16 protein-coding genes and 2 tRNA genes are annotated in these 21,966 nt (G+C 38.4%); 8 read left to right on the top strand and 10 right to left on the bottom strand.

The genetic code is table 11. From position 1 onward, the window contains the following. Position 1: 1 nt before the first annotated feature. Together VKY50_RS09095 and VKY50_RS09090 are read left to right on the top strand one after the other, a co-directional pair. Positions 2 to 76 (top strand) — tRNA-Val (locus VKY50_RS09095). Positions 77 to 126: 50 nt separating this feature from the next. Then, positions 127 to 204, top strand: a tRNA-Val gene (locus VKY50_RS09090). Positions 205 to 303: 99 nt separating this feature from the next. Here the strand turns inward: VKY50_RS09090 and VKY50_RS09085 are convergent. Together VKY50_RS09085 and VKY50_RS09080 are read right to left on the bottom strand one after the other, a co-directional pair. Further along, complete coding sequence (locus VKY50_RS09085) at positions 304 to 717, bottom strand: acyl-CoA thioesterase (protein ID WP_324301060.1); 414 nt, start codon at positions 715 to 717, stop codon at positions 304 to 306. Between the two features lie 50 nt (positions 718 to 767). Then, the gene (locus VKY50_RS09080; protein WP_324301058.1) at positions 768 to 1,247 is read right to left on the bottom strand and encodes a Dps family protein; all 480 of its coding nucleotides are present in this window, start codon (positions 1,245 to 1,247) and stop codon (positions 768 to 770) included. A gap of 274 nt (positions 1,248 to 1,521) precedes the next feature. Between VKY50_RS09080 and VKY50_RS09075 the strand changes: the two genes are divergently transcribed. Genes VKY50_RS09075 through VKY50_RS09065 form a run of 3 tightly spaced genes read left to right on the top strand, consistent with a single transcriptional unit; the run spans position 1,522 to position 6,991 of the window. Next, the gene (locus VKY50_RS09075; protein WP_324301056.1) at positions 1,522 to 2,589 is read left to right on the top strand and encodes an efflux RND transporter periplasmic adaptor subunit; all 1,068 of its coding nucleotides are present in this window, start codon (positions 1,522 to 1,524) and stop codon (positions 2,587 to 2,589) included. Positions 2,590 to 2,601: 12 nt separating this feature from the next. Further along, complete coding sequence (locus VKY50_RS09070; protein ID WP_324301054.1) at positions 2,602 to 5,673, top strand: efflux RND transporter permease subunit; 3,072 nt, start codon at positions 2,602 to 2,604, stop codon at positions 5,671 to 5,673. Positions 5,674 to 5,683: 10 nt separating this feature from the next. After that, positions 5,684 to 6,991, top strand: a complete 1,308-nt coding sequence (locus tag VKY50_RS09065; protein WP_324301052.1) for a TolC family protein — start codon at positions 5,684 to 5,686, stop codon at positions 6,989 to 6,991. Between the two features lie 10 nt (positions 6,992 to 7,001). On the opposite strand, the gene VKY50_RS09060 is transcribed toward VKY50_RS09065, so the two are convergent. From VKY50_RS09060 to VKY50_RS09045, 4 genes are all read right to left on the bottom strand, one after another. Further along, on the bottom strand, positions 7,002 to 8,051 hold the full coding sequence (locus VKY50_RS09060; RefSeq protein WP_324301050.1) for a family 20 glycosylhydrolase: 1,050 nt from the start codon (positions 8,049 to 8,051) through the stop codon (positions 7,002 to 7,004). 3 nt (positions 8,052 to 8,054) lie between these two features. Then, positions 8,055 to 9,239, bottom strand: a complete 1,185-nt coding sequence (locus tag VKY50_RS09055) for a DUF5009 domain-containing protein (RefSeq protein WP_324301048.1) — start codon at positions 9,237 to 9,239, stop codon at positions 8,055 to 8,057. A 242-nt stretch (positions 9,240 to 9,481) separates the two neighbouring features. Continuing rightward, on the bottom strand, positions 9,482 to 11,782 hold the full coding sequence (gene tamL, locus VKY50_RS09050; protein WP_324301046.1) for a translocation and assembly module lipoprotein TamL: 2,301 nt from the start codon (positions 11,780 to 11,782) through the stop codon (positions 9,482 to 9,484). 26 nt (positions 11,783 to 11,808) lie between these two features. After that, the gene (locus VKY50_RS09045; protein WP_324301044.1) at positions 11,809 to 16,842 is read right to left on the bottom strand and encodes a translocation/assembly module TamB domain-containing protein; all 5,034 of its coding nucleotides are present in this window, start codon (positions 16,840 to 16,842) and stop codon (positions 11,809 to 11,811) included. 333 nt (positions 16,843 to 17,175) lie between these two features. Here VKY50_RS09045 and VKY50_RS09040 point away from each other — a divergent pair, with 333 nt between their 5' ends. From VKY50_RS09040 to VKY50_RS09030, 3 genes are all read left to right on the top strand, one after another. Next, on the top strand, positions 17,176 to 18,753 hold the full coding sequence (locus VKY50_RS09040; protein ID WP_324301041.1) for a M28 family peptidase: 1,578 nt from the start codon (positions 17,176 to 17,178) through the stop codon (positions 18,751 to 18,753). A 65-nt stretch (positions 18,754 to 18,818) separates the two neighbouring features. Next, positions 18,819 to 19,004: a hypothetical protein gene (locus VKY50_RS09035; RefSeq protein WP_324301040.1), complete on the top strand. Its 186-nt coding sequence runs from the start codon at positions 18,819 to 18,821 to the stop codon at positions 19,002 to 19,004. A gap of 130 nt (positions 19,005 to 19,134) precedes the next feature. Next, the gene (locus tag VKY50_RS09030; protein WP_324301038.1) at positions 19,135 to 19,806 is read left to right on the top strand and encodes a hypothetical protein; all 672 of its coding nucleotides are present in this window, start codon (positions 19,135 to 19,137) and stop codon (positions 19,804 to 19,806) included. 16 nt (positions 19,807 to 19,822) lie between these two features. On the opposite strand, the gene VKY50_RS09025 is transcribed toward VKY50_RS09030, so the two are convergent. The 4 genes from VKY50_RS09025 to VKY50_RS09010 form a co-directional block, all read right to left on the bottom strand. Next, entirely contained in the window at positions 19,823 to 20,332 is a 510-nt protein-coding gene (locus tag VKY50_RS09025) for a hypothetical protein (protein WP_324301036.1), read from the bottom strand. A 50-nt stretch (positions 20,333 to 20,382) separates the two neighbouring features. After that, positions 20,383 to 20,766, bottom strand: coding sequence for a M15 family metallopeptidase (locus VKY50_RS09020; protein WP_324301034.1), 384 nt, complete (start codon positions 20,764 to 20,766; stop codon positions 20,383 to 20,385). Continuing rightward, on the bottom strand, positions 20,753 to 21,295 hold the full coding sequence (locus VKY50_RS09015; protein ID WP_324301032.1) for a phage holin family protein: 543 nt from the start codon (positions 21,293 to 21,295) through the stop codon (positions 20,753 to 20,755). The genes VKY50_RS09020 and VKY50_RS09015 overlap by 14 nt, the downstream gene beginning before the upstream one ends. 5 nt (positions 21,296 to 21,300) lie before the next feature. Further along, on the bottom strand, positions 21,301 to 21,966 hold a 666-nt coding region (locus tag VKY50_RS09010; protein WP_324301031.1), incomplete at its 5' end, for an SGNH/GDSL hydrolase family protein.

Raw genomic sequence — 21,966 nt, 5'->3', positions numbered from 1 at the left:
AGGGCGATTAGCTCAGTTGGTTCAGAGCACCTGCCTTACAAGCAGGGGGTCACTGGTTCGAATCCAGTATCGCCCACAACCTTTCAGACTTCCAAGCGGGAGTCTTTTTTTATAAAAATATTGATCGGGCGATTAGCTCAGCTGGTTCAGAGCACCTGCCTTACAAGCAGGGGGTCACTGGTTCGAATCCAGTATCGCCCACCAACACAAAAACTTTTCAATTTCTTGAAAAGTTTTTGTTTTTTTAGGTAATAAAAAACCACTATCAAAGCAGTGATCATAGGTCACACTTAGCGTCCACCTTTAATTTTTAGCATTCGTATTTTTTGATTGTTTTAATCGATCATGCACATACTCAATTTCTTTTTTATGATGCGGGGCGGGTTTGCCATCTTTATCCAAATTTACCATAATAATTTTATCAATAGTAATGATGGTTTGACGCGTCATTTTATTTCGAACTTCACAACATAAGGTTATGGAAGATTTACCAAATTTAACTACATCAATACCAATCTCAACAATGTCCCCTTGCTTAGCCGAAGAAACAAAGTTAATTTCAGAAATATACTTAGTCACCACAAAATTATTCTCTAGTTGAATAATACTGTATAAGGCGGCCTCTTCATCAATCCAAGCCAATAATTTCCCTCCAAACAAGGTTCCGTTAGCATTTAAATCTTCGGGTTTTACCCATTTTCTTGTATGAAATCTCATATACGCTAATTTTTGTTCATATCAAAGTGTGTCCTCTTAAAAGGTAGTGATTATTTCAGCGAAGCCGAGAACATCCAAACCAGCTTCTCTTGTTCAGAGATATATTCACTCATTAGAGATACCGTACCTTCATCTCCAATAGAGGAAGACAACATTAAAATTTCACGTTCAATAATCAAAAGCTGTTTAAGCCCCTCTAAAATAATCTTAAGCGATTCTTTACTATCCACCACATGCTCTACCTCAGAGATACTCGAGACTTTCTTATAGGCGCTAAAGGAGTGCAACGGCACCAACCCAAGGGTTAAGATACGTTCGGCAATTTCGTCAATATTATGAAGAGAATCATTGTAGAGTTCTTCAAACTTCTCATGATATACAAAGAAATCACTTCCTTTAATATTCCAATGAAAACCTCTGACGTTCATGTAAAAAATCTGATAATTAGAAAGTAACTCATTAAGTTTTTCTGCTACCTTTTCTGAATCGTTTTTTTCCAGTCCTATTTTACTAATTGCAGCTAATTTCATAATTCGTTCTATTTAGTTTTTAAATTCAATGCTAAGGTAGCACGATAGTTTACTATAAACGATTATTATCGATATTAGAAAATTATATAAACATAAATTATAATTATACCGTAACCTTCTTCATAAAAACGATGCTATGGCCTCAAAAACTGTGTTAAACTTTAAACTTTAACATACTTTAACTTGCAATCTTACTAAATTTCCCTTCTTTTTGGTCTTCCGAATACCCGACACTATACGAATCTAAATTAAGAAGCAATTCCTAATAACTACTATGAAAATGAAATACATTATATACCTGTTACTAATCATAGGTATAGGTGGACTTGTCGCATACCGAATTACCAGTAATCAGCAATCAAAACAAGCGATCAAGAGCAGTGCTCAAAGCAAAAATATTCCAACAATAGAAGGAATGGTTTTACTTCCAACTCAGTTTGAAGAAGACCTTTCACTCTCGGGTACACTGGAGGCTAATGAACAAATTGCTATTCGCAGTGAGGTTCCTGGACTGGTGGAACGCATAAACTTTAAGGAAGGTAGCAAAGTAACCAAAGGGCAACTTTTAGTGAAAATTAATGATATTGAACTCAGAGCAAGACTATCTAAAGCGACCACGGCACAAAAATTAGCTCAAGAAAATGAACGACGAGCAGCATTACTACTAGATAAGCAAGCGATTAGTCAAGAGGAATATGACTTGGCCAGTGCTGACTATTTTTCTGCTAAAGCGGAGACTGAACTCATTGAAGCACAATTACAAAAAACTAGCATATACGCACCCTTCGCAGGTACTATCGGTCTTAGGAATATCTCTGTTGGAGAATACCTCACTTCAAATGATGTCATTGCCAATTTAGTGAATACCGATCAGTTAAAACTCACCTTTTCAATTCCAGAAAAGTACGCCTCGAGAGTTAAAATTGAGGATGTTTTTGATTTCACTTCCTCAAATACCCAAAAAGTATATCAAGCTAAGATCTACGCTATAGAACCTAAACTTGACCTGCAAACTCGTACGCTAAAAATGAGGGGTTATACAGATAATGAAGACCAAACGCTTTACCCTGGAATGTTTGTAAACATTGCGCTCCCTCTGGAGATTATTACGGATGCACTAATGGTCCCATCTGAGTCCTTAATACCGATACAGAACGGGAAGAAAATATTTGTTTACAACGACGGAAAGGCTATAGAACGAGAAGTTCAAACAGGAGCGAGAACTAGCAATATGGTCCGTGTGCTATCGGGCTTAAAACCCGGTGACACTATTTTGACCTATGGTGTTATGGCTTTAGAGAATGGAACACCTGTGAAGTTACGTTTAAAAAACCCTTCTTAAGCAACTTTAAAGATGAACTTGTCTACTATAAGTATAAAGCGCCCGGTGCTTACAATTGTAATGAATATCTTTATTATTCTTTTCGGGATAATAGGGTACCTATTCCTTGGCGTAAGAGAATTTCCATCCATTGACCCTGCACAAGTTTCAGTACGAACAAACTACACAGGAGCCAATGCTGATATTATAGAATCTCAAATTACGGAACCTCTAGAGAAATCCATAAACTCTATTGATGGAATTCGAAACATTAGTTCTTCGAGTATTCAAGGGGCTAGTCGAATTAATATCGAATTTGAACTTGGAAAAGATCTCGAAGAAGCAGCCAATGATGTAAGAGATAAAGTGTCCCAAGCTATAAGAAGATTACCTGAGGATATCGACGCACCTCCTGTGGTATCCAAGGCTGATGCTGATGCAAGGCGTATTATCGCAATGACCATTCAAAGTGACACCAAAAATATTTTGGAACTTTCGGATTATGCCGAAAACGTGATTGCTCAGCGAATAGAAACCATTTCAGGAGTTAGTAGTGTCCAAATATGGGGGCAGCGGCGCTATGCGATGCGTCTTTGGATCGACCCCATGAAACTGGCTTCCTATGGAGCCACAGTGGCAGATGTTAAGGCTGCACTTATGGCACAAAATGTGGAATTACCCTCTGGTAAATTAACAGGTCAGAACACAGAATTAACGGTCAAAACCATTGGAAATTTAGATTCTGAAGAAGAATTTAACAATATTATCATTCTCGCTAAAAACGGTACGATTGTTCGGTTGAGCGATGTTGGAGAAGCCTCCCTAGAGGGAGAAAACATGGAGACCAAAATGAGCGATTCGGGTCAACCCATGGTTGCCATTGCAATTGTCCCCCAGCCTGGAACCAATTACCTTGATATAGCCGATGAATTCTATCAAGAGTTTGAACAATTAAAAAAAGATTTACCACAGGGCTATACCTTAAATGTTGTAATTGATGACACCGCCTTTGTCCGCAAGGCAGTAAGCGAGGTTGTCGAAACATTAATGATCTCCATTGTGCTAGTGATCCTTGTGATTTTTATTTTCTTTAGGAATTGGTCAATGGCATTACGTCCACTTATTGATATCCCAGTATCCTTGATTGCTACATTTTTTATCATGTGGATGCTCGGCTACTCGATTAACGTATTAACATTACTAGCTATTGTTCTAGCCACTGGACTTGTAGTGGACGATGGTATTGTAGTTACTGAAAACATCTATAAAAAAATAGAAGAAGGACTCAAACCTATCGATGCCGCAATTCAAGGAGCTAAAGAAATCTTTTTTGCCGTGATCTCCATTTCGGTCACCTTGGCAGCGGTATTCCTCCCTGTGATCTTCTTAGAGGGGTTTGTAGGACGCTTATTTAGAGAGTTCGGAGTAGTAATCGCATCAGCGGTAATGGTATCGGCTTTCGTTTCCCTTACATTAACCCCTATGCTAAATGCATACATGATCAAAACCGGAAAGCAAAAACATTCCAAGTTTTACATGGTAACTGAACGTTATTTTGTAAACATGAATAACAGCTATGCCTCCTCCTTGGGAAATTTCATGAAACGCAAGTGGCTCAGTTTCCCAATATTATTTTTATGCATCATCATGATTGGGTTGTTTTATACTTTGTTAAAGAAAGAAACTGCACCCTACGAAGATAGAAGTTATGTAAGTTTAAATGTTACAGCTCCAGAAGGCTCCTCTTATGAGTACATGGATCGGTATATGACTGATATCACCAACCTTATCAACGATTCGGTTCCAGAGAAAAAAGTAAGTTTAATCCTTACCTCCCCTAGCTTTGGTACTTCTTCGGTCAATAGTGGAAGAGCAAATATAGCCTTAGTTGAACCGCATCTTCGAGAACGTTCCCAAGATGAAATCGCTACGGATTTAAGCAACTGGACCAAGAAATATCACGGAGCAAAGGTCAGCGTATCACAAACACCTACAATTGCCGTGAATAGACGTGGCGGTCCACCTATTCAGTATATTATACAAGCACCAAATTTTGAAAAATTAGAAGAAAAAATACCACTCTTTATGAAGGAGGCAGAAAATCATCCAGCCTTCTCCTATGTCGATGTTAACTTAAAATTTGACAAACCCGAACTTTACGTAAGCATTAACAGAGAAAAGGCAGAAAGTGTAGGGGTGAGCGTAAAAGACGTAGCGGAAACGCTGCAGCTATCCTTAAGTGGACAACGTTTTGGTTACTTTATTAGAAATGGTAAACAATACCAAGTAATCGGTCAATTCGATAAGGCCGATCGGCAAACTCCAACGGATCTCACCTCAATTTATGTCAAGAACAATCAAGGGCAGCTTATCCAACTGGACAACCTAGTAACTACCACGGAATTTAGTAGTCCACCTCAGCTCTTCCACAACAATCGCTATATGTCTGCGACAGTTTCGGCCAACTTGGCAAACGGACAAAGTATAGGAGATGGGATTGCCGCTATGAACGAAATTAAAGAAAGGGTACTCGATGAATCTTTTACCACCGATTTAGGTGGAGAATCAAGAGACTTCGTTGAGAGTAGCTCTAATACCCTATACGCGTTTTGCTTGGCATTACTACTTATATTCTTGATTCTATCAGCACAATTTGAGAGCTTTATCGATCCTTTTATAATTATTTTGACGGTTCCAATGGCCGTAGCGGGAGCATTATTTTCATTGTGGCTGTTTGGCCAGAGCTGGAACATATTTAGTCAAATTGGAACTATAATGCTCATTGGTCTAGTGACTAAAAACGGAATTTTAATCGTTGAATTTGCCAATCAGCTCAGGGAAGAAGGCATGCCGAAAGAAGAAGCAATTCACAAAGCAGCCGTTTCACGTTTAAGACCAATTTTAATGACGAGTTTAACCATTGCTCTAGGAGCGATGCCTATCGCATTATCACTAGGAGCAGCATCCACTAGTAGAATTGGTATGGGAGTGGTGATTATCGGAGGAACCATGTTCTCTTTGATGCTAACTTTATATATCATCCCTGCCATCTACGCCATGTGGTCTGGTAAAAAGAAACTTAGAACAACTTATCAAGCTAGTTAAATTAACCCCTATGTCTAGTTATAAATACATCTTAGTACTATTTTTTGGAACTTGTTCAATGTTGGGATATACACAAGAACTTCTAACGGTAGAGCAAGCAATCTCCATTGCACTTGAAAACAATTATGAGATCCGAATGGCTAAGAACGAACTTCACATCGATAGTCTTAGCCAAAGCCCAGGGTTCGCAGGGATGCTCCCAAGGGTCAATGCCTTTTTGGATGACAATAATAGTATACAAAATCTAGAACAAACCAGGTCAGACGGTACGGTAAACTCACAAGACGACGCTAAGAACAACAGTTTTGCCTATGGCGTGGAATTAGGTTGGACTCTATTTGATGGTTTTAAAATGTTTGCCACAAACGAACGCTTAAAAGAACAGATAAACCTTGGGAGTAATGAGCTAAAAGAAGCCATTATTACGAATCTTAGCGAAGTGCTCATTACCTATTATGATCTAGTACAACAACAGCAACAACTCGCTGCCTTAGATAGTACAGTTGTGATATCAAAACAACGAGTGACTTTAGCTCAAAATAGATTCGACATCGGAAAAGCATCCAAATTAGAGGTCCTAAATGCCGAAGTCGACTTAAACACTGATCAAACTCTTTTATTAGAACAAGAAGAATTGTATACCAATACCAAAGTAGAGTTAAACCGCTTACTTGCTAGAGACATCCAGGCTGATTTTACTGTAGATCCAGCGATCAAAATTGACAGTGGTCTATTTTTACCAGATCTAAAGGCGATGGCTGTAGAGAACAATCCCCAACTTTTAAGCCATATTATCCAAAATAAAATCGCCAAGCTAAGGTTTAAAGAAATCAGAGCTTCCAGATATCCCACCGTTACAGCCACCACCTCTTATAATTTTAGCGAATCAGAATCGAGCTTGGGCTTTACCACGAGTTCATCATCACACGGGTTGCGATACGGCGTAGGTGTAAACCTAAATATCTTTGACGGGTTTAACCAAAACAGAAGTGAAAAGATCGCCAAATTGAGAATTAACAATAGTGAATTACTCATCCAACAACAAGAAAAAACATTACTTGCCCAGTTGAGTGTTGCTCATAAGACCTATCTCACCAACCTCCAACTCATTGCGCTAGAACACAAAAATGAATCCATAGCGAAGGAGAATTTGGAAATAACCATGGAGAAGTATCGTATCGGTATAATTCCAACGATAGAATTTAGAACAGCTCAACTCAATTACATCAATGCACAATTGCGCCATAGCAATGCGGTGTTTAAAGCTAAACTTTCAGAAATTTCATTAAAAGCACTCGCTGGAAATTTACCCATGTAGTTTGAATGTTTTAATTAAACAGTGCCCTCATGGTATTGGCCTCATTAGGCGTTTTTAGATCCTTTTGCTCCCACATGTCCATGAAACCCTCTGGGCTTCCCCATACGGTTTGAATCATGCCTTGATATCGAGCTTTCATAGCAGCGGTGGCTGAAGACCGAAGGGTGTGTAAAAGAGCCTGTTGTTGTGTTGCAACCGCTGAATTTCGCCATGAACAACTTGCTACATCAAAACCTTTCATGGCAAAATAAACCGCTGTCGGATCAGCACGCTCATAATGCCAATCACAAATAAATACATCTTTGGGGATTAAGTCAATGGCCCTATGGGTAGTATTCATACTTGCCTCCCACATTCCTAGACCAGTTACTTTTCCATCGATTAATCGATCACCCCAAATCCAAAGCCTTTTCCCAGTATCGGCTAAATGGTTCCTAATTCTAGTAACCTCAGCGGCAAACAATTCGGCTTTGTCCATACCAGAACATCTTGGGCAATGCTGATCGCCGATGTAAAACACCTCATCCATACCCGCGTGAAACGCATCTGCCTTAAAGGCTGCTGTCACTTCATCCACTAGCGCAAAAATAATCTTATGTAAGTCTGGGTGTTGCGGACAATAACTTTTACAATACAAACCATCTGTATTTGGCCACTGATAGTTCTCTGGCATTTGAATTCCTGGGGTTTCGTCAAACTGCGGATAAACTTCTAGCAATTTCCCTACATCTTCCGCCCACGATTGATGTCCTAAAAGGTTAATCTGCGGAATTATAGAAATTCCATGTTTAGCACAGATATCAACAATTTTACGCACCTCACTCTTAGATAGAGGGTTCTTATCGACTAGTTCTGGGTGCGAGGTATATTGATAATTATAGTCCACACGTAGAATAAGCGTATTGATATTTATCAGACTCAATTCCCTGTCAATGAAATCCACAAAACGATCCACATGCTCAGGTGAAGGTGCTGCAATGGCTAAGCCTCGAAGAGGCAACTGTTCCTGCCCATAAACCAAGGATCCAATAAAGAAAAAGATAACCAGAAAAAAACGCATATGCTATAGTTTTAGTTGAACATGAATTTTTGATAATAAAGCGGCAAAACCTATCATTAGGAATGCCCAAACAAAGGAACCGGCAACTGCTAATAAGGCAGATTCCGATTGCTTATAAAAAAAAACTTCTAATCCTAATCCCCAAACCCCGTAATAGATAAAATCCGGTGCCAGATAAGTTGTCAAGGAATTTTGTCCTGCGGGTAAAAATATCCGAGCCCAAGCCACCCATTTATAGACATCGACAATCAGATACAGTACGCAGAACAAGAGCACACTTATTCCACTACAATACATTGCCCAACTAGGTGTTCCCAGAAGTTTAGATACAATAAAATATTGGTGCAGAACAAAGCCAAGTAAAAGAAAAAACAGTCCTACAAAAACAAAAGTACCCAAAAGCTTTACAGTTACCATGCGGTATTTCTTTAACAATAACCCCATTAAAAGTCCACTTAATACAATCAAAGGTATATTTCCTGCAAGAAGAACACCTATGAAAGGATCCAACGGATCAAGCGCTTGAAAATATCCAAGTTGAGAGCATATATTTACAAGCAAAAAAAGCAGCCAAATAAGCCCCGTTCCCACAAAACTTCCACGAAGGGTTAAAAAAGTGGTAGCCCCTACGAAATAACCCCATCCGATAAGTCCCAATATCCCCCACCAAAGCGTCTGAATCCATTGTGGGTTCTCAGGAGTTCCAGCGGTAAACATTGCCACAAGAACCATTAAGCCCACTATCCCGAGTATTCTAAGCAATCGAAAAATCTTGGTGTTTTTCGAAGGCTTTGGATAACGATTGAAAATTAAAAAGACACAAGTATAAACCAGCACTGCCCATAACCCTGAAGAGATCGTTGTTAACGCTGGATTTACCCTTGAAATATTGACCATCAAAACCCCTATAAGAAGAAGGCTCAGTGTTCGTATGATGACATGGCTCCACAGGCGGGTTTTATTTTGTCCTTTCTTGATCCTAGTTTTCATGGCAAAGGGAATGGAAAGCCCTACCATAAATAAAAAACCAGGAAACACCCAATCAGCAAGCCCCATTCCATCTTCCCATTCCTGGGTATGAACCAGCCACTTTGGAACACCTGGAATGTACAAATCATTCACAAAAAGCATTAAAAAAAGAGTAATGCCTCTCATGATATCAATGGAGAGAATTCGGTTAGATATCATAAATAATGTGAATTATCAAAACTCCAATAGGAATTTATATGGTGTGCTAATGTAGCGGTATCAATTTGCCGTATTTCGTTATGGGGAGAAACCAAATTTTTCCTGTACCCCTTTGGGGTGGAGAAAAACTCACTCAAGTAGTTACGCATCATTTTTTACGGTGGTGGTTAGTTTGCTTCTAAAATACAAACAAAAGACAAGGAATCAAAATATCGTTTCCCCCTAGATACCAATAACTTACCTTAAAAGGGATATCCAAATGCAAAATTTAAGATAGGTTTGCTCAGGTCCAGATCATAGTGATCTTGGTAGGGTTTATGGATTGGCGCCGCCAAATCGAACCGAATTACAAAACCCTGGACATCTACCCGCACACCAGCGCCTACCCCTACACCCAACTCTTTCATAAATCCAGAAGAGATCTCTCCACCAGGAAGCGCTGGATTGTGCTTTAATAACCACACATTGCCTGCATCCGCAAAAAGCGCCCCTTTTACAAATGACATGATTGGAAAACGGTATTCCAAATTGGCCTCTAATCGAATATCGCCTGTTTGATCAATATAGGAAGCACTACCTAATTCGCTATTATCGGCATTTGGCTGATAGGTTCCAGGACCAAGAGCACGTATTCTAAAAGCCCGAACACTGAACGGCCCTCCAGCGTAATACTGTTTAGAGTATGGCATACTAATAGAATTTCCATAAGCGTATCCAATTCCACCGAATAACCGGGCCACTAGAGCCTGTTGTTTATCAAATCGGTACTGATACCTAAAATCAATATCAGATCGGATGAACTGAGCGTATTCCATTCCCAAAATACTTTCGGTACCATTTTCATTGGAAGACCCACTAATGAGACTTAAGGCATTCCCTGCAACTTCAATATTAGCCGCAAAATATACAGGAGACTGCTTTTGAAGATCATTTACCTCATTGTATACAAAGCTGTAGTTTAATCCCGCAATAAATTTCTGCTCAAAACTATTTCTCAAATAGGGATTATTGGCCAAGAGTTCCTCAAAAGCCTCGGAGGTATTTGAGAGGCTACTATAATTAAAACTAATTGGCGTGAATTCGTGATACACATATTCATTAGCATTCCAGGTATATCCAAAACCAGCAAGAAGCGATGTGGAACGGTATAGATCCTGTCTATTTAAATATTCAATGGCCGTAGATATCTTTGTCTTTGGAACCTCATAATCAAATCCCAAGTCCAGTTGAAAAGGAAATAAAATTCTAGGAAAAATCAAGTCTGTCTTTAATCCTAATTGCATGCTTCTCGCTCCTGAATTATCTCCTTCTCCTCCAATTTGCTGTTCAAACCCAAAGCGGGCCGTGGTGCTAAAAATTTCACCACCTTTAAACAAATTTCTATTGGTATAGGTTAAGGCCAAGGCAGGCCCTACAAAATTATTCGATTTAGAATTGGCCTGAAGCTCGGCTCTTAAGGCATGCTTGTTTAATGGAGATAAGAAAATGGAGGCATCAAGTAAGGCCATACTATCCCCCTCCACAGGTGGTTTGACCTGATCATAACGAATGGAGGTATATTTATAGACGCCAATTTTAGAAAGGCGATTACTGGTAAATTTAGAGGTTAACGGATTATAATATTGTGTTGTATCTAATAAAATAAAAGGAGCCAGGCGATCAGGTCTAAAGAAATCACCCTGCTGTATATAAGAAACTCCTTGATATTCTACGGTATCGGTGGCCTGAGATTCCGTGTCAACCGAATAATTGGAATATACCGTAATAGAATTGAGTTTATAGGGTAGCTTTGAGGAGACAGGGGTATCCTCTTTGAGCTTGAGGTATAAGTCAAACTTTTTACCATTATATTGATTAGTATCCGCCTGAAAGAGCAAAAAGTCATCGTTAAAATTGTAAAACCCTTTCGCCTTCATATAGGTATCTATACGCTCCCGCTCTTTTTTAAACAAGTCTAGATCAAATCGATCTCCAGTGGTGATAATCGTCTTTGGAAATGATGCGGCAATATGCCGATAGACCAATGTTGAATCCGCAAGTAAGGTATAATTTGCAATACGATAAGGGGCATTTATTTCAACGGTATAATCCACCGAAGCAGTATAATTTTTCTCTTCACTGCTACTGGCGACAAGATTTCTATAAAAACCTCTGTTCTCCAAACGATTATTAATAAGCTCTTCCGTTTTTTTCCTATCGACATGGGACAAATAAACGGGCGCTTCCCCTATTTTTTTATTGAAAAATTTATTGATAAAACCAGGATTTTCTCGTTGCGCTCTATAATAAGATCTGAGCCCTAACCGCATTCCTAGAAATGTTGCATTAGGAATTGGCCTTAGCAGTTCCTCTAGCTCATCTTTGATCGCACGTGGTAATTTAACAGAGTCACTTTGAGTACTGACCTTAATCTCAGCACCCGTGTACAAAAGTTCATCATCGGGAATATAACTTTTAACACTACAGGAGAAAAGACATCCCGCAAGCAGCACTCCCAAAAGCTTTTTATAATTTTTTAATACTTCATCTATTTTTTGTCTCATCCTGGGTTGTTGTCCTTTATTTCCGTTTACTTTAAGACCTTGGTTTTGGTGCTATCTGTAGTTTCTACTTTTGTTTTGGTACTTTGCTTTTGAAGTTCCTGCTGTATTTCTCGTTCCCACAATTCTTTAAATTTATTGAATTCCTTGCTGAAAATAAGTGAAATTCCAGTGACAATGAGTTCACCATCGACCACACTTTCAAATTGATTTTTACGATATCCTCTAAGACGATAACGTCCATCCTTTGTAATTAAGTATTCTAAGGCAACATTCCCTATCACTGGAGCATTTCTACCTTGATCACCACTACTCCCCTGTATATCAACCTCACTTCCCACCTGTATGATAAGTCGATTATCAAATAAGCTTTTAGAGGCATTGATATCGAGTTCAGTTCGCTCTTGTGGCGTTGCGGATTGGTAATCGGTATAACTATCCAACCCAAAATTCAAATTCACCCCTGAATCACCCATTAGTTTATTGGAAAAGGTATTCAATTGATCCGATAATACATTATTGACATTGTCTCGTGCAATAGAGGCAGGTCCACCTGCACTACCGTCGCTTCCAGAGCTTGGGAAGAACCTATTAAGAACAAGTAAAGAAAAAACCTGCTTGTTTAATTCTTCCTCTTGATTGTTTAGCTGTTGTATATACCCATACACATTTCCACCCAAGGCACCCTGACTTTCCTCAGGCATATCGAGCTGAAATGATAACTCAGGGGATAATAGCTCCCCGTCTATATTTAAGTAGACCATAAAGGGAAGCTCTTGACGGTAAGACCGCATTACCTCTTCACTCACCCCAACAGTCTGACTTGCCATAAGTGCTGAGGCCGAAGTTTCTACATTATAAATAGCCTTGAGGTCTAATTGGGCCTCAAGAGGATCTCCACTCCAGGTCAAACGACTGCCAGGTGCTATGTCAAACCTTCGTTTGACAATATTGTATAAACTAGCCTCATAATGACCATCCTCTACCTCATATTGGCCAGATAGGCTCATTCTTCCATTGGGCTCCATTAAAAAAGAAAACTCCCCCATTCCCGTAACCTGTAAGTTGTCTCCAGTTCGTTTATCCATAATAATCTTAAGGGTCGACCCTTTATCAACCCCTAGCGCGACATCCAAATCAAAGCCATCCATGAAATTTGCCCCTTGTGAGTTCGGTTGATTTTGAGTTAAAATGGTATTAGTATTGGATTTATCTACAAATACCACTATGCCCTCTCTTTGATTGATATCAACCTCAGATTCTGGCACTACCATCGTAAAGCTCGACCCCTGATCGATACTCAAATCCCCTCGCACTATTGGAATTTCCAAATCTCCTGTGATGTTGAGGGCTGTGCTCAAGCTAACATCCCCAAAGAAAAGTTCATTTTCTTCCTCGGTAGCTTCAAGGATTTTAAAATGATCTGCCTTGACGGCTAAATCAAAATTCGGAATAGTGATTTGCTCGGTTCCAATAGTGCCATCAAGAGTGAAGGTATTTCCTTGTGCATCGGTAATTTCTACAGCATTTAAATAAAATCCATCGTTATCAAAACGCACCCTTTCATCCTCTAGCTTAAATTCCGTGCTCAAGGAATTTGGAGTAAATCCTATTTGATGAAATTCAAATTCACCTTCATAGATGGGCTGCGATACCATCCCTGAAATATGGGCATTTCCACTGATATACCCATCAGCATTTGAGATTGATTCCTCGGCAAGTACCTCCAAAGCCTCCATCTGGATTTGGTTAAAATCAATTGTAAAGTCTAACATACCATCATCCCTCATAGCGGTGTATACCCCTCCCATATCTAGATCAACATACCCCTCCTTTAGCGATAGATCAAGCGTATAACTGTGGTCCTGATCTGCAAGGGTTTTTATCGATAAGGTTCCTAAAGGAAGCTCAATGGCTTCAAATTGTTCAATAGTTAAGTCAGCCTGCATTCCTGGATGAGTAAATAAGTGATCCACCTCCAATTGTCCATTTAATATCCCTTTTACCATGGACTCATTTGGGTTTAATAGATTCATCACCGTTACCAGATTAAAGTGCTCAAAACTAAATCCCAAGGCAACCTCTCCATCCAGGGATTCTTTATGCTCTAATGTGATTTGCTGCGCTGCATGACTTAATTTAAAATCCTGAACATTCACATCTTCAGCCGAATAAATAATCTCATTAGACAAAGGGATAAACCATGGTTGCTTATTTAAGGTAAGTTCATCTGGATCAATCTTAAAACGAATACTGTCATTTTTAAATGAAACCTCAGAACCAACATCCACCACGGGAACGAGCGAATCCATACTTTTAAATCGTAAGGCAAGATGTTTGTCTTGGTAAACACCCTTTAATTCCGTATCCCCCATATCTACTGGCCCAGCTTGCAGCTCTGACCAATTTAAAGCGAATTTCATTTGTTGCTCAGCTCCAGTGACATCTAGATCTAAATGATTTATTTTATTCCCCTGGTAATCTAAGTGAGGGATATTCAGATGAGTTGAGAGTACTTGCTCACTATGATTAAAATCCAGGGCTAATGAAATGGTATCCATAGCATTTAATCCAGGAAGAAACACCCTATTTAAAAGAGGCCCATTTTGTACTTTCATCTGCAGATTGACCATAGCATTGACCCCGGCCAACGTAGAATCCACCACAATGGAATCACTTACAACTCCTTTAAAATAGGATCCGATAGCACTGGAGAGAAGTTGAGGATTTGCATTGGATCTTAACCTCCCTTGAAGAATTTTGTGATCAATATTTAAATTGGTTTGATCCTGTGAAACATTCGCATCGAGTTCCATTACCCCTATATCATAGGAATTATTATCCGCTATGACTACCCCGTCATTTAAGCGACTTTCCAGGGTAAATTTTTCCAAATTACCCTTTAGATTCGCACTAAAGTGAAAAGCTGTTCGTATGTCTTTTTTTGTAATTCCCAGCTGGTATAAATTAGCGCCTTTTAAATCGACCACAAGATCCATCACCGAATTTACCGAGTCTAAATCCATTTCCACCACGGTGCTAAGATCGACATTGTCATCGCTGAATGCTAAATGAATACCGCCTTCTCCATTGGTGATTTGACCATTTAATCTTAGTGGACTAAGATCATATCCTGCGTATACAAGAGAATCAAATTCAGAGGTGAGTGATGCGGTTATGTTATATAAAGAAGTCCCTGCACCCATACTTTGCAGTGACACCGTCAACGGTTCTAGTTTTTGATCTTGGATAATACTACCTAGATCAAATTGCGCCGTTTGCAAATCAACGGCATAGGAAATGGCATCGGAATATAAAAAGTTCCCAACTAAACTCAAGGTACCTTTAGAAGAATTAAGAGTCAGATCAGCTAATCCACCTTGCTTTCCTCCAGATAAATTCCCACTGAGGTGAAGGCTATCTGGTAAATCAAGTCCTAAATCCTCCTTTGGCAAGAATCGATAGATATCTGAACTTGTTGACCCAAGTGATAAATTAGGAATCTGCACATGTAGCTTTTGAGTCTCTGAAAGGGAAGTGGCAAAAGCTTTTAGGTTTACCAGACTATGGTGCCATCGAAGTGACAACGTATCTACCGTTAAACTATCCAAACTCCCACTAGATACAAGCCTCCCTTGTAATGGGGCTGAACTAAGGGCTTTTATATAAGGGTTCTTTAAGAGATCTGCTTGAAAATATCCTAAATCCAGGACGTCTAATTCAAATGGAAAATCTAGCGTTATAAAAGCAGCTTCTGGTTGGTTGATAAAGGCAGCAACTGAGGCATACTCAAGTGACGCATCACCTTGTAGTGTTGTTCTCTGGGTGAATACTTTAGCATTGGTTAAACGCGCCGCTCTATCATCGACTTGTAGATCGAAAGCGATGTTTTTCAACCAAAAACGTTGTCCATCTTTAAAGGTGAATTTTTCCACATTAGCATGGAGCTGTTTTGGCGCATAGGTTAAGTGTTCTGCTATAAAATTCAAATCTTCTATTTGAAGATCCGATGGATTAAAATCATTATGAGGCTCTTGCAATGAATTTTTGTAGTGAATTTTGTTATTTACTAAATAGATACCTCCAATTGCTATCTGGTAATCGGGCCACTCAAACGGTATGTTGGTGTCCTTGGGTAGCGTATCCTTTTCTATTTCATTGGTTGAAAGGTCAGTGTAGTTAATTTGTGTATCCGCTAAAGAAAACGAGTTTAAGGAAATCTTAGCATCCGAGAGATTGAAATCAGCATCCTCTAAAGCGGAAGTCCCTAACTGCAAGACTAGGGAAGTATTTTTAAGCGGAACCTTATAATCAATCTGAAGGTTTTCTAGATTCAGATCCTGTATTTTTAATTTTGGAAGAACGATTTCTTGTTCAGTTTGCGGAGTCTCAACAGCCTGCAAGGGTAAAATTTTGGTTTGTCGGTACACCAAATTACTGTTTTTAAATTCCAAGTCCTGAACATCGAAATCCATTTGTTCCAAGTCAAGCTTATCCATCGCTAGAGTGAATAAACCTAACTCTAAAGTTGCCAAGGTCCCTTGCTGATCATCGTTGTAATTCAATCTAAAATCATGAAACTCTAATTGGTCTAGTTGAAAAGCCATGGTAGCGGTCGTATCAACTGTAGCGGTATCCGTAGTTGTAAATGCCTCTAGAATATAATCAAAGTTAAACTTCCCTAGAGAATCCCGTTGAATATTGGCATTAAGGCCGACCCAGTCGATATCCTTAATATGGATTTTGGTCCCTCTAATTAAAGGCATCAGTGCTAAAGAAACTTGAAGGTCCTTGGAATAAACCAAACTATCACCATTTTGGTCTTCCATATATAAGCCTTCTATAGAAAGATCTCCTGAGTAGGTAAGGTATAATTTATCTAAAGAAACATGCGTTCCGATTTGCTCTTCAAGATAGGTGACGGCTTTCGAAACAATGATGTCCTGCCCCCATTTACTTTGAATGAAAATGACAAGTATTACCAAGAGCAGAAGAAGTACCGCAACTACGTGCAGTAATACTTTAAGCCATTTGGGTCTAGTAAACTTTTTTTTATCTAACATACCACATTAAAACCTTAAAAGTGGTGGTTCAGGGTACTTACAAATATACACAGGTAATTGCGGATTCAAAAGGCATAGCGTATTTTGAATGCTACAAAAAACTTATGTATCGTTTTGCCTGTTTTAGAAAAAAATATCAAACCAAAGAATTCCAGCAGAAGAGCAAGAACCCCAAAAACTCATAACAATCTTAAAAACAAGGAAATATAATCCAAACTAGAGGCCATTTGAGTGAAAAATAGCAATTTTAACAAGTAATTAGATTAAAAATAGCCCATATATCAAACAGTCAACTTATATTTGGAAAATAACACGCTAAATAACAATCGAAAGATGAATAAAATTTTATTTGCAGGGCTATTTATAGCCATGTCATGTAATAGTGCGCAGCACACTGATAGCACTACTAGCAGTAAAGCAGTCCCAGAAACGGGCCTTACGAAAGAACAAAGAATTTCCTATGCCGAAACCATTACCCAAGAGGATTTAAAAAAACACCTCTACATCTACGCTTCAGATGAGTTTGAAGGAAGAAACACTGGAGAACCTGGGCAAAAAAAGGCTGTTGAATATATTAAAAATCACTACCAAGATATCAATGTTCCTGCAGCCAAAGGAGGAAATGACTACTACCAAAAAGTTCCTTTAGAAATCAATGGTATCCCTAGTGGATCTATCGTTGTTGGAGGAAATGAGTACACACTAGGAGAAGGCATTATCACCTTTTCCAATGTATCAAATCAAACCTATGACATCGTCTATGCTGGTTACGGTATTGAAACGGAAGAATATTCAGATTATAAGGGTGTTGATGTAAAAGGAAAATATGTACTTATTAAATCCGGAGAGCCACAAGACGAAAATGGCAACTATACACTGACAGGAAGTGATCAACCAGGTGTTTGGTCTAATTGGAGAGAGACCTTAAGTAAACGTGTTGATATCGCTACTGAAAAAGGTGCAGAAGGAATTATCTATTATGATCCCGAATACTACAATCGTTCAAAAAACAGATATGATTACTTCATCCAATCTGAAAGTGGCGGAAATATGGTACTTAAAAGTGACGAAGAAAAAATCGCTTATATTTTCGTAAACAAAGACGTAGCTACTAAAATTTATCCGGAGGTGGACAGTAAAAATACTGCAAAAGACCTTAAAGAGCAAATCACATTAAACATTGAGAGCGTCACTACAGATGTAGATTCTGAAAATGTCGTTGCTATTATTAAAGGAAAAAGCAAGCCAAATGAATATGTTTATATTTCTTCTCACTTAGACCACGTAGGTGTAGATCCAAGTGGAGATGTATTCAACGGAGCTGATGATGACGGTAGTGGAACTGTTGCGATGTTAGAAATCGCTGAAGCATTTCAAAAGGCTGTGGCAGATGGTAACGGACCAGAAAGATCGATTGTTTTCTTACATGTTACAGCAGAGGAAAAAGGCCTTTATGGATCACAGTACTACACCGACAATCCAATTTTCCCATTGGCAAATACTGTAGCCGATCTTAACATTGATATGATTGGTAGGATAGACCCTAAAAGAGACGGCGATAGAAACTACATCTACCTAATCGGATCGGACAAATTAAGCACCGACCTTCATGAACTTTCTGAAAAAGTAAATGATGAGTTTATGCAGATTGAATTGGATTACACATATAACGACGAGAACGACCCGAACCGTTTTTATTACAGAAGTGACCACTACAATTTTGCAAAACATAATATTCCAATTATATTTTACTTTAACGGAACTCACGAGGATTATCACAAAGTAACTGACACGCCAGATAAGATAAATTATGATCTACTGGAGAACAGAGCAAGACTGGTATTCCATACCGCTTGGGAAGTTGCCAATAGACCCGAACGTCTTGTGGTAGATAAAGCGCCAAAAGAATAAGAGCACTTCTTTAATGAAAATAAGATAAAAGTGTTTTTTCTAGTAATAGAAGAAACACTTTTTTTATGCCCATACCAACGCATATATTAGAATTCTGGATCATAAGATCCTTGGTATATATTGAATTTGTCATTGAAGAAATAAGCACCATGGCATCCAATAAAAAAAGCTCCCTAAAACAAGGAGCTTCTAAAGCATTTGGGTGGAAGACCGGGTTCGAATCGGCGACCTCTGGAACCACAATCCAGTAAACAATGTGTATTATATAGCACTTTAAAACTCATATATATATTTATCGTAAACTTTTCGTAAATATTATTGACATTTTATATGAGCAATTAGATTCTCAAGGAATAGTATATTTGCATTAAAACCTAAACTATGATGAAAGATCCTTTAAAACTACTTAAGACTATTTTTATAATTTTATCAGTAATAATATTCATTCCGATAGCAGCATTTATTCTTAATTTTGGGAACACATTTATTTCAAAGGATATAAATCACTGGGGCGAGTTTGGGGCAGATGTAGGTGGCGTTGTAAATACAATTATATCATTAGCGAGCTTAATTGTATTAAGTTTTCTAACTTATTACGTTGCTGAAAATTCCAACAAACATACACAAGAACTACATTTAAAAAATAAAAGACTTGATATTTACCAAAAAGTATGCGGACAGATATCGTCAGTAGAATCTAATATAAATAGATTAGCAGGATTAATAGATCTAAACAATTATAGTATAAAAATTAAACAAGAAAATATAGATTTAGTCATTTTTGCTGAAGTAATTAATCAAGTTGAACAAAATTATATTTATATAGATCATATGCATATTAGCTATGAATACTACTTTCCATGCAGCCTTAATTCTGACGAGTATCATGAACTTGATAAAAAAAACAAGGAATTAAGAGATATAATAACTACTATTAAAAATACCTATCTAAACAATCAGCCCTATCCGAAAGACTTATATTTTGATATTAAATATATGGATGCTTTTTATAGTTTTACAGAACAATTAGAAAAAGAAATAAAAAGTTCTTAATTTATTTTTAAGCCTGCTAGAACTTGATTCCGTAACCTATATATATGTAACCATCTACATCCATAGAAAGCGAATACAAGTGTTTATTACGGTCTTGGTACATTATCCCTGCTTTTGCTCTGAGTCCTCTTAAATCGGTTGTAGTGCCAATTTCTGGCATTAAATATAAATTACCCTTTGGTCTGGGAAGTGGAATAGTATCGGTTATCTGTCTTTCAAATATAGTGTAGTTGGCTTGCTGCTCCAGGAGATGACCTCTGGTCTTGCTGAATACTTCTATTATAGCCATTGAATCTTCAAAGACTTCTTTGTATTCCCGTATGGTGACTGCATCCTTATATAGATCCAATTGACCGGTACTATCCGCTTGGACGAACCGATCCACATAAATGGTGTCAACTGAATGGGTGTGAATTGGCTTCTCGACTACAATCGTGTCAAACTGCTTTATGATCTCCGGAACAGCAACCGTTCTGACAATAGTTTTCACCTCCGGATCCCTGTTGCATTCATTAAGAAGTAGCATACCCAGGATCAAGCAAATTAAATATGGTAGTATTCGTTTTAAAAGATCCATTATGGCTGCATCTCAAAATGATTCGCATCCCACCCCCAATCATAGCCGGCTCGGTTGTTTGGATGTAGACTTTTCCAATATTCGGCTAATGGTTTATATGGCGCTCTGTCAGTGATGTACTCTCCATTTATGAATAAATTGAAATCCACGGCCAATCTATAACCATGAAGGCTTTCCAATGTCTTACTGGTGGGTTTACGTTTGACAAGTTTAATACCTAATGAACCTCCTTTCACAACGGAGAACCCAAAGAAGTTTAATAAAATCTGATCTTGAGTTCGCTGTGCTTCCCCAAATGTTAATCCCCAACCCTGGTTATATGCGAACTCAATCAAACACCCTATATTTCGAGTGAATATCTGTTGCTTCTCACTTAACTTCATTTTTATCTTCCACTTGTTTGATTCGTAACTTCAATATCTTCACTAGAGATACACATAACGGTATCTCTATTTTCGCTCCATTTTCTGCGATTCCCAGCATGATGTATAAACCAATTAAGATCACACTCGAATAATGCAAAGTGGACGTTATAACACCCGCAATTTGTCCTAATAAGTTAGGCTGTATATTCGATGTCTGTATCCCTTGATTAAAGGTGTTGGTTAGGAAGATTATAGACATTACAACAAAAATCTTAAATACACCTCTAAACGCTTTCTTAGTATCTAGGTCATGTCCTAAAAAAACTACATTTGCGTATATACCTAGGAGTATATCAAAGAATGCACCTGTAGCTATGAATAGCCACAACATGAATGATATTCCTAGGTATGTTTCAACAAAACCTCCAAAAATACCCACAGACAATGACAGGGTTAAAAATCGATTAAAATAAGGACTGAAAGTCCCTAACATATCATGTGCGTTGTCAAAAGCCATAGCATTAAGTATGTAGGTAAGTGGTTTCATAATCACTACCTTATATCTTTTAACCCCTCACTCACCAACTCCCCCAACAAAGCCTGGCATTTACCAGTTGTGTCAGTATGAGGGTGGACCAAGTCGGGTATCCAAACTTCTAACCTTAAATTTCCTTCTGAATCAACTTGATCGTTAAACCCCGTCTGTTCCCACAACTTGATTATAGGCAGATTAAATATTTCTGCTAACTTATCCTGCGCTTGCCAAACTAAGGAGACGTTTTCGGAAACTTCCTTATCAGTATAATGACCTAGAATAACTATCCGAGCATTTGGATTACCATCTAACATTACATCATAAAGATACTTAAAAGCCCCTCCAAATGTCGATCTATCTTTCGCTGCAATTTGCCCATTAGGATCAGCTAAGAAATCAGAAAGATGTATTCGATCATTATAACCATGATCAAAAACTATCAAATCATAATCAAGAAAAGGAACAAGTCTATTTTCATACGAACAACTTACAGCATCATCATATTCTGATTGGGAAATGTTCACGCCTATTTGGCTTTCAAATAAAGCCTGTTTTTCCGATATAGTATGAGTTAGTAGCCTTAAGTTACCAGGGGTAGGATCATCACTTATACTACCTCCATCCATTTGCAAAGTAATTGAACTACTACCCCGCCCTTGATTATTCACAACCGCGCCTAATTT

The sequence above is a fragment of the Galbibacter sp. genome (genome assembly GCF_035306585.1).
In the GTDB taxonomy this organism is placed as follows: domain Bacteria; phylum Bacteroidota; class Bacteroidia; order Flavobacteriales; family Flavobacteriaceae; genus Galbibacter.
The sequence above is the reverse complement of the archived record's forward strand: the minus strand, read 5'-3'. Positions and strand labels throughout refer to the sequence as shown.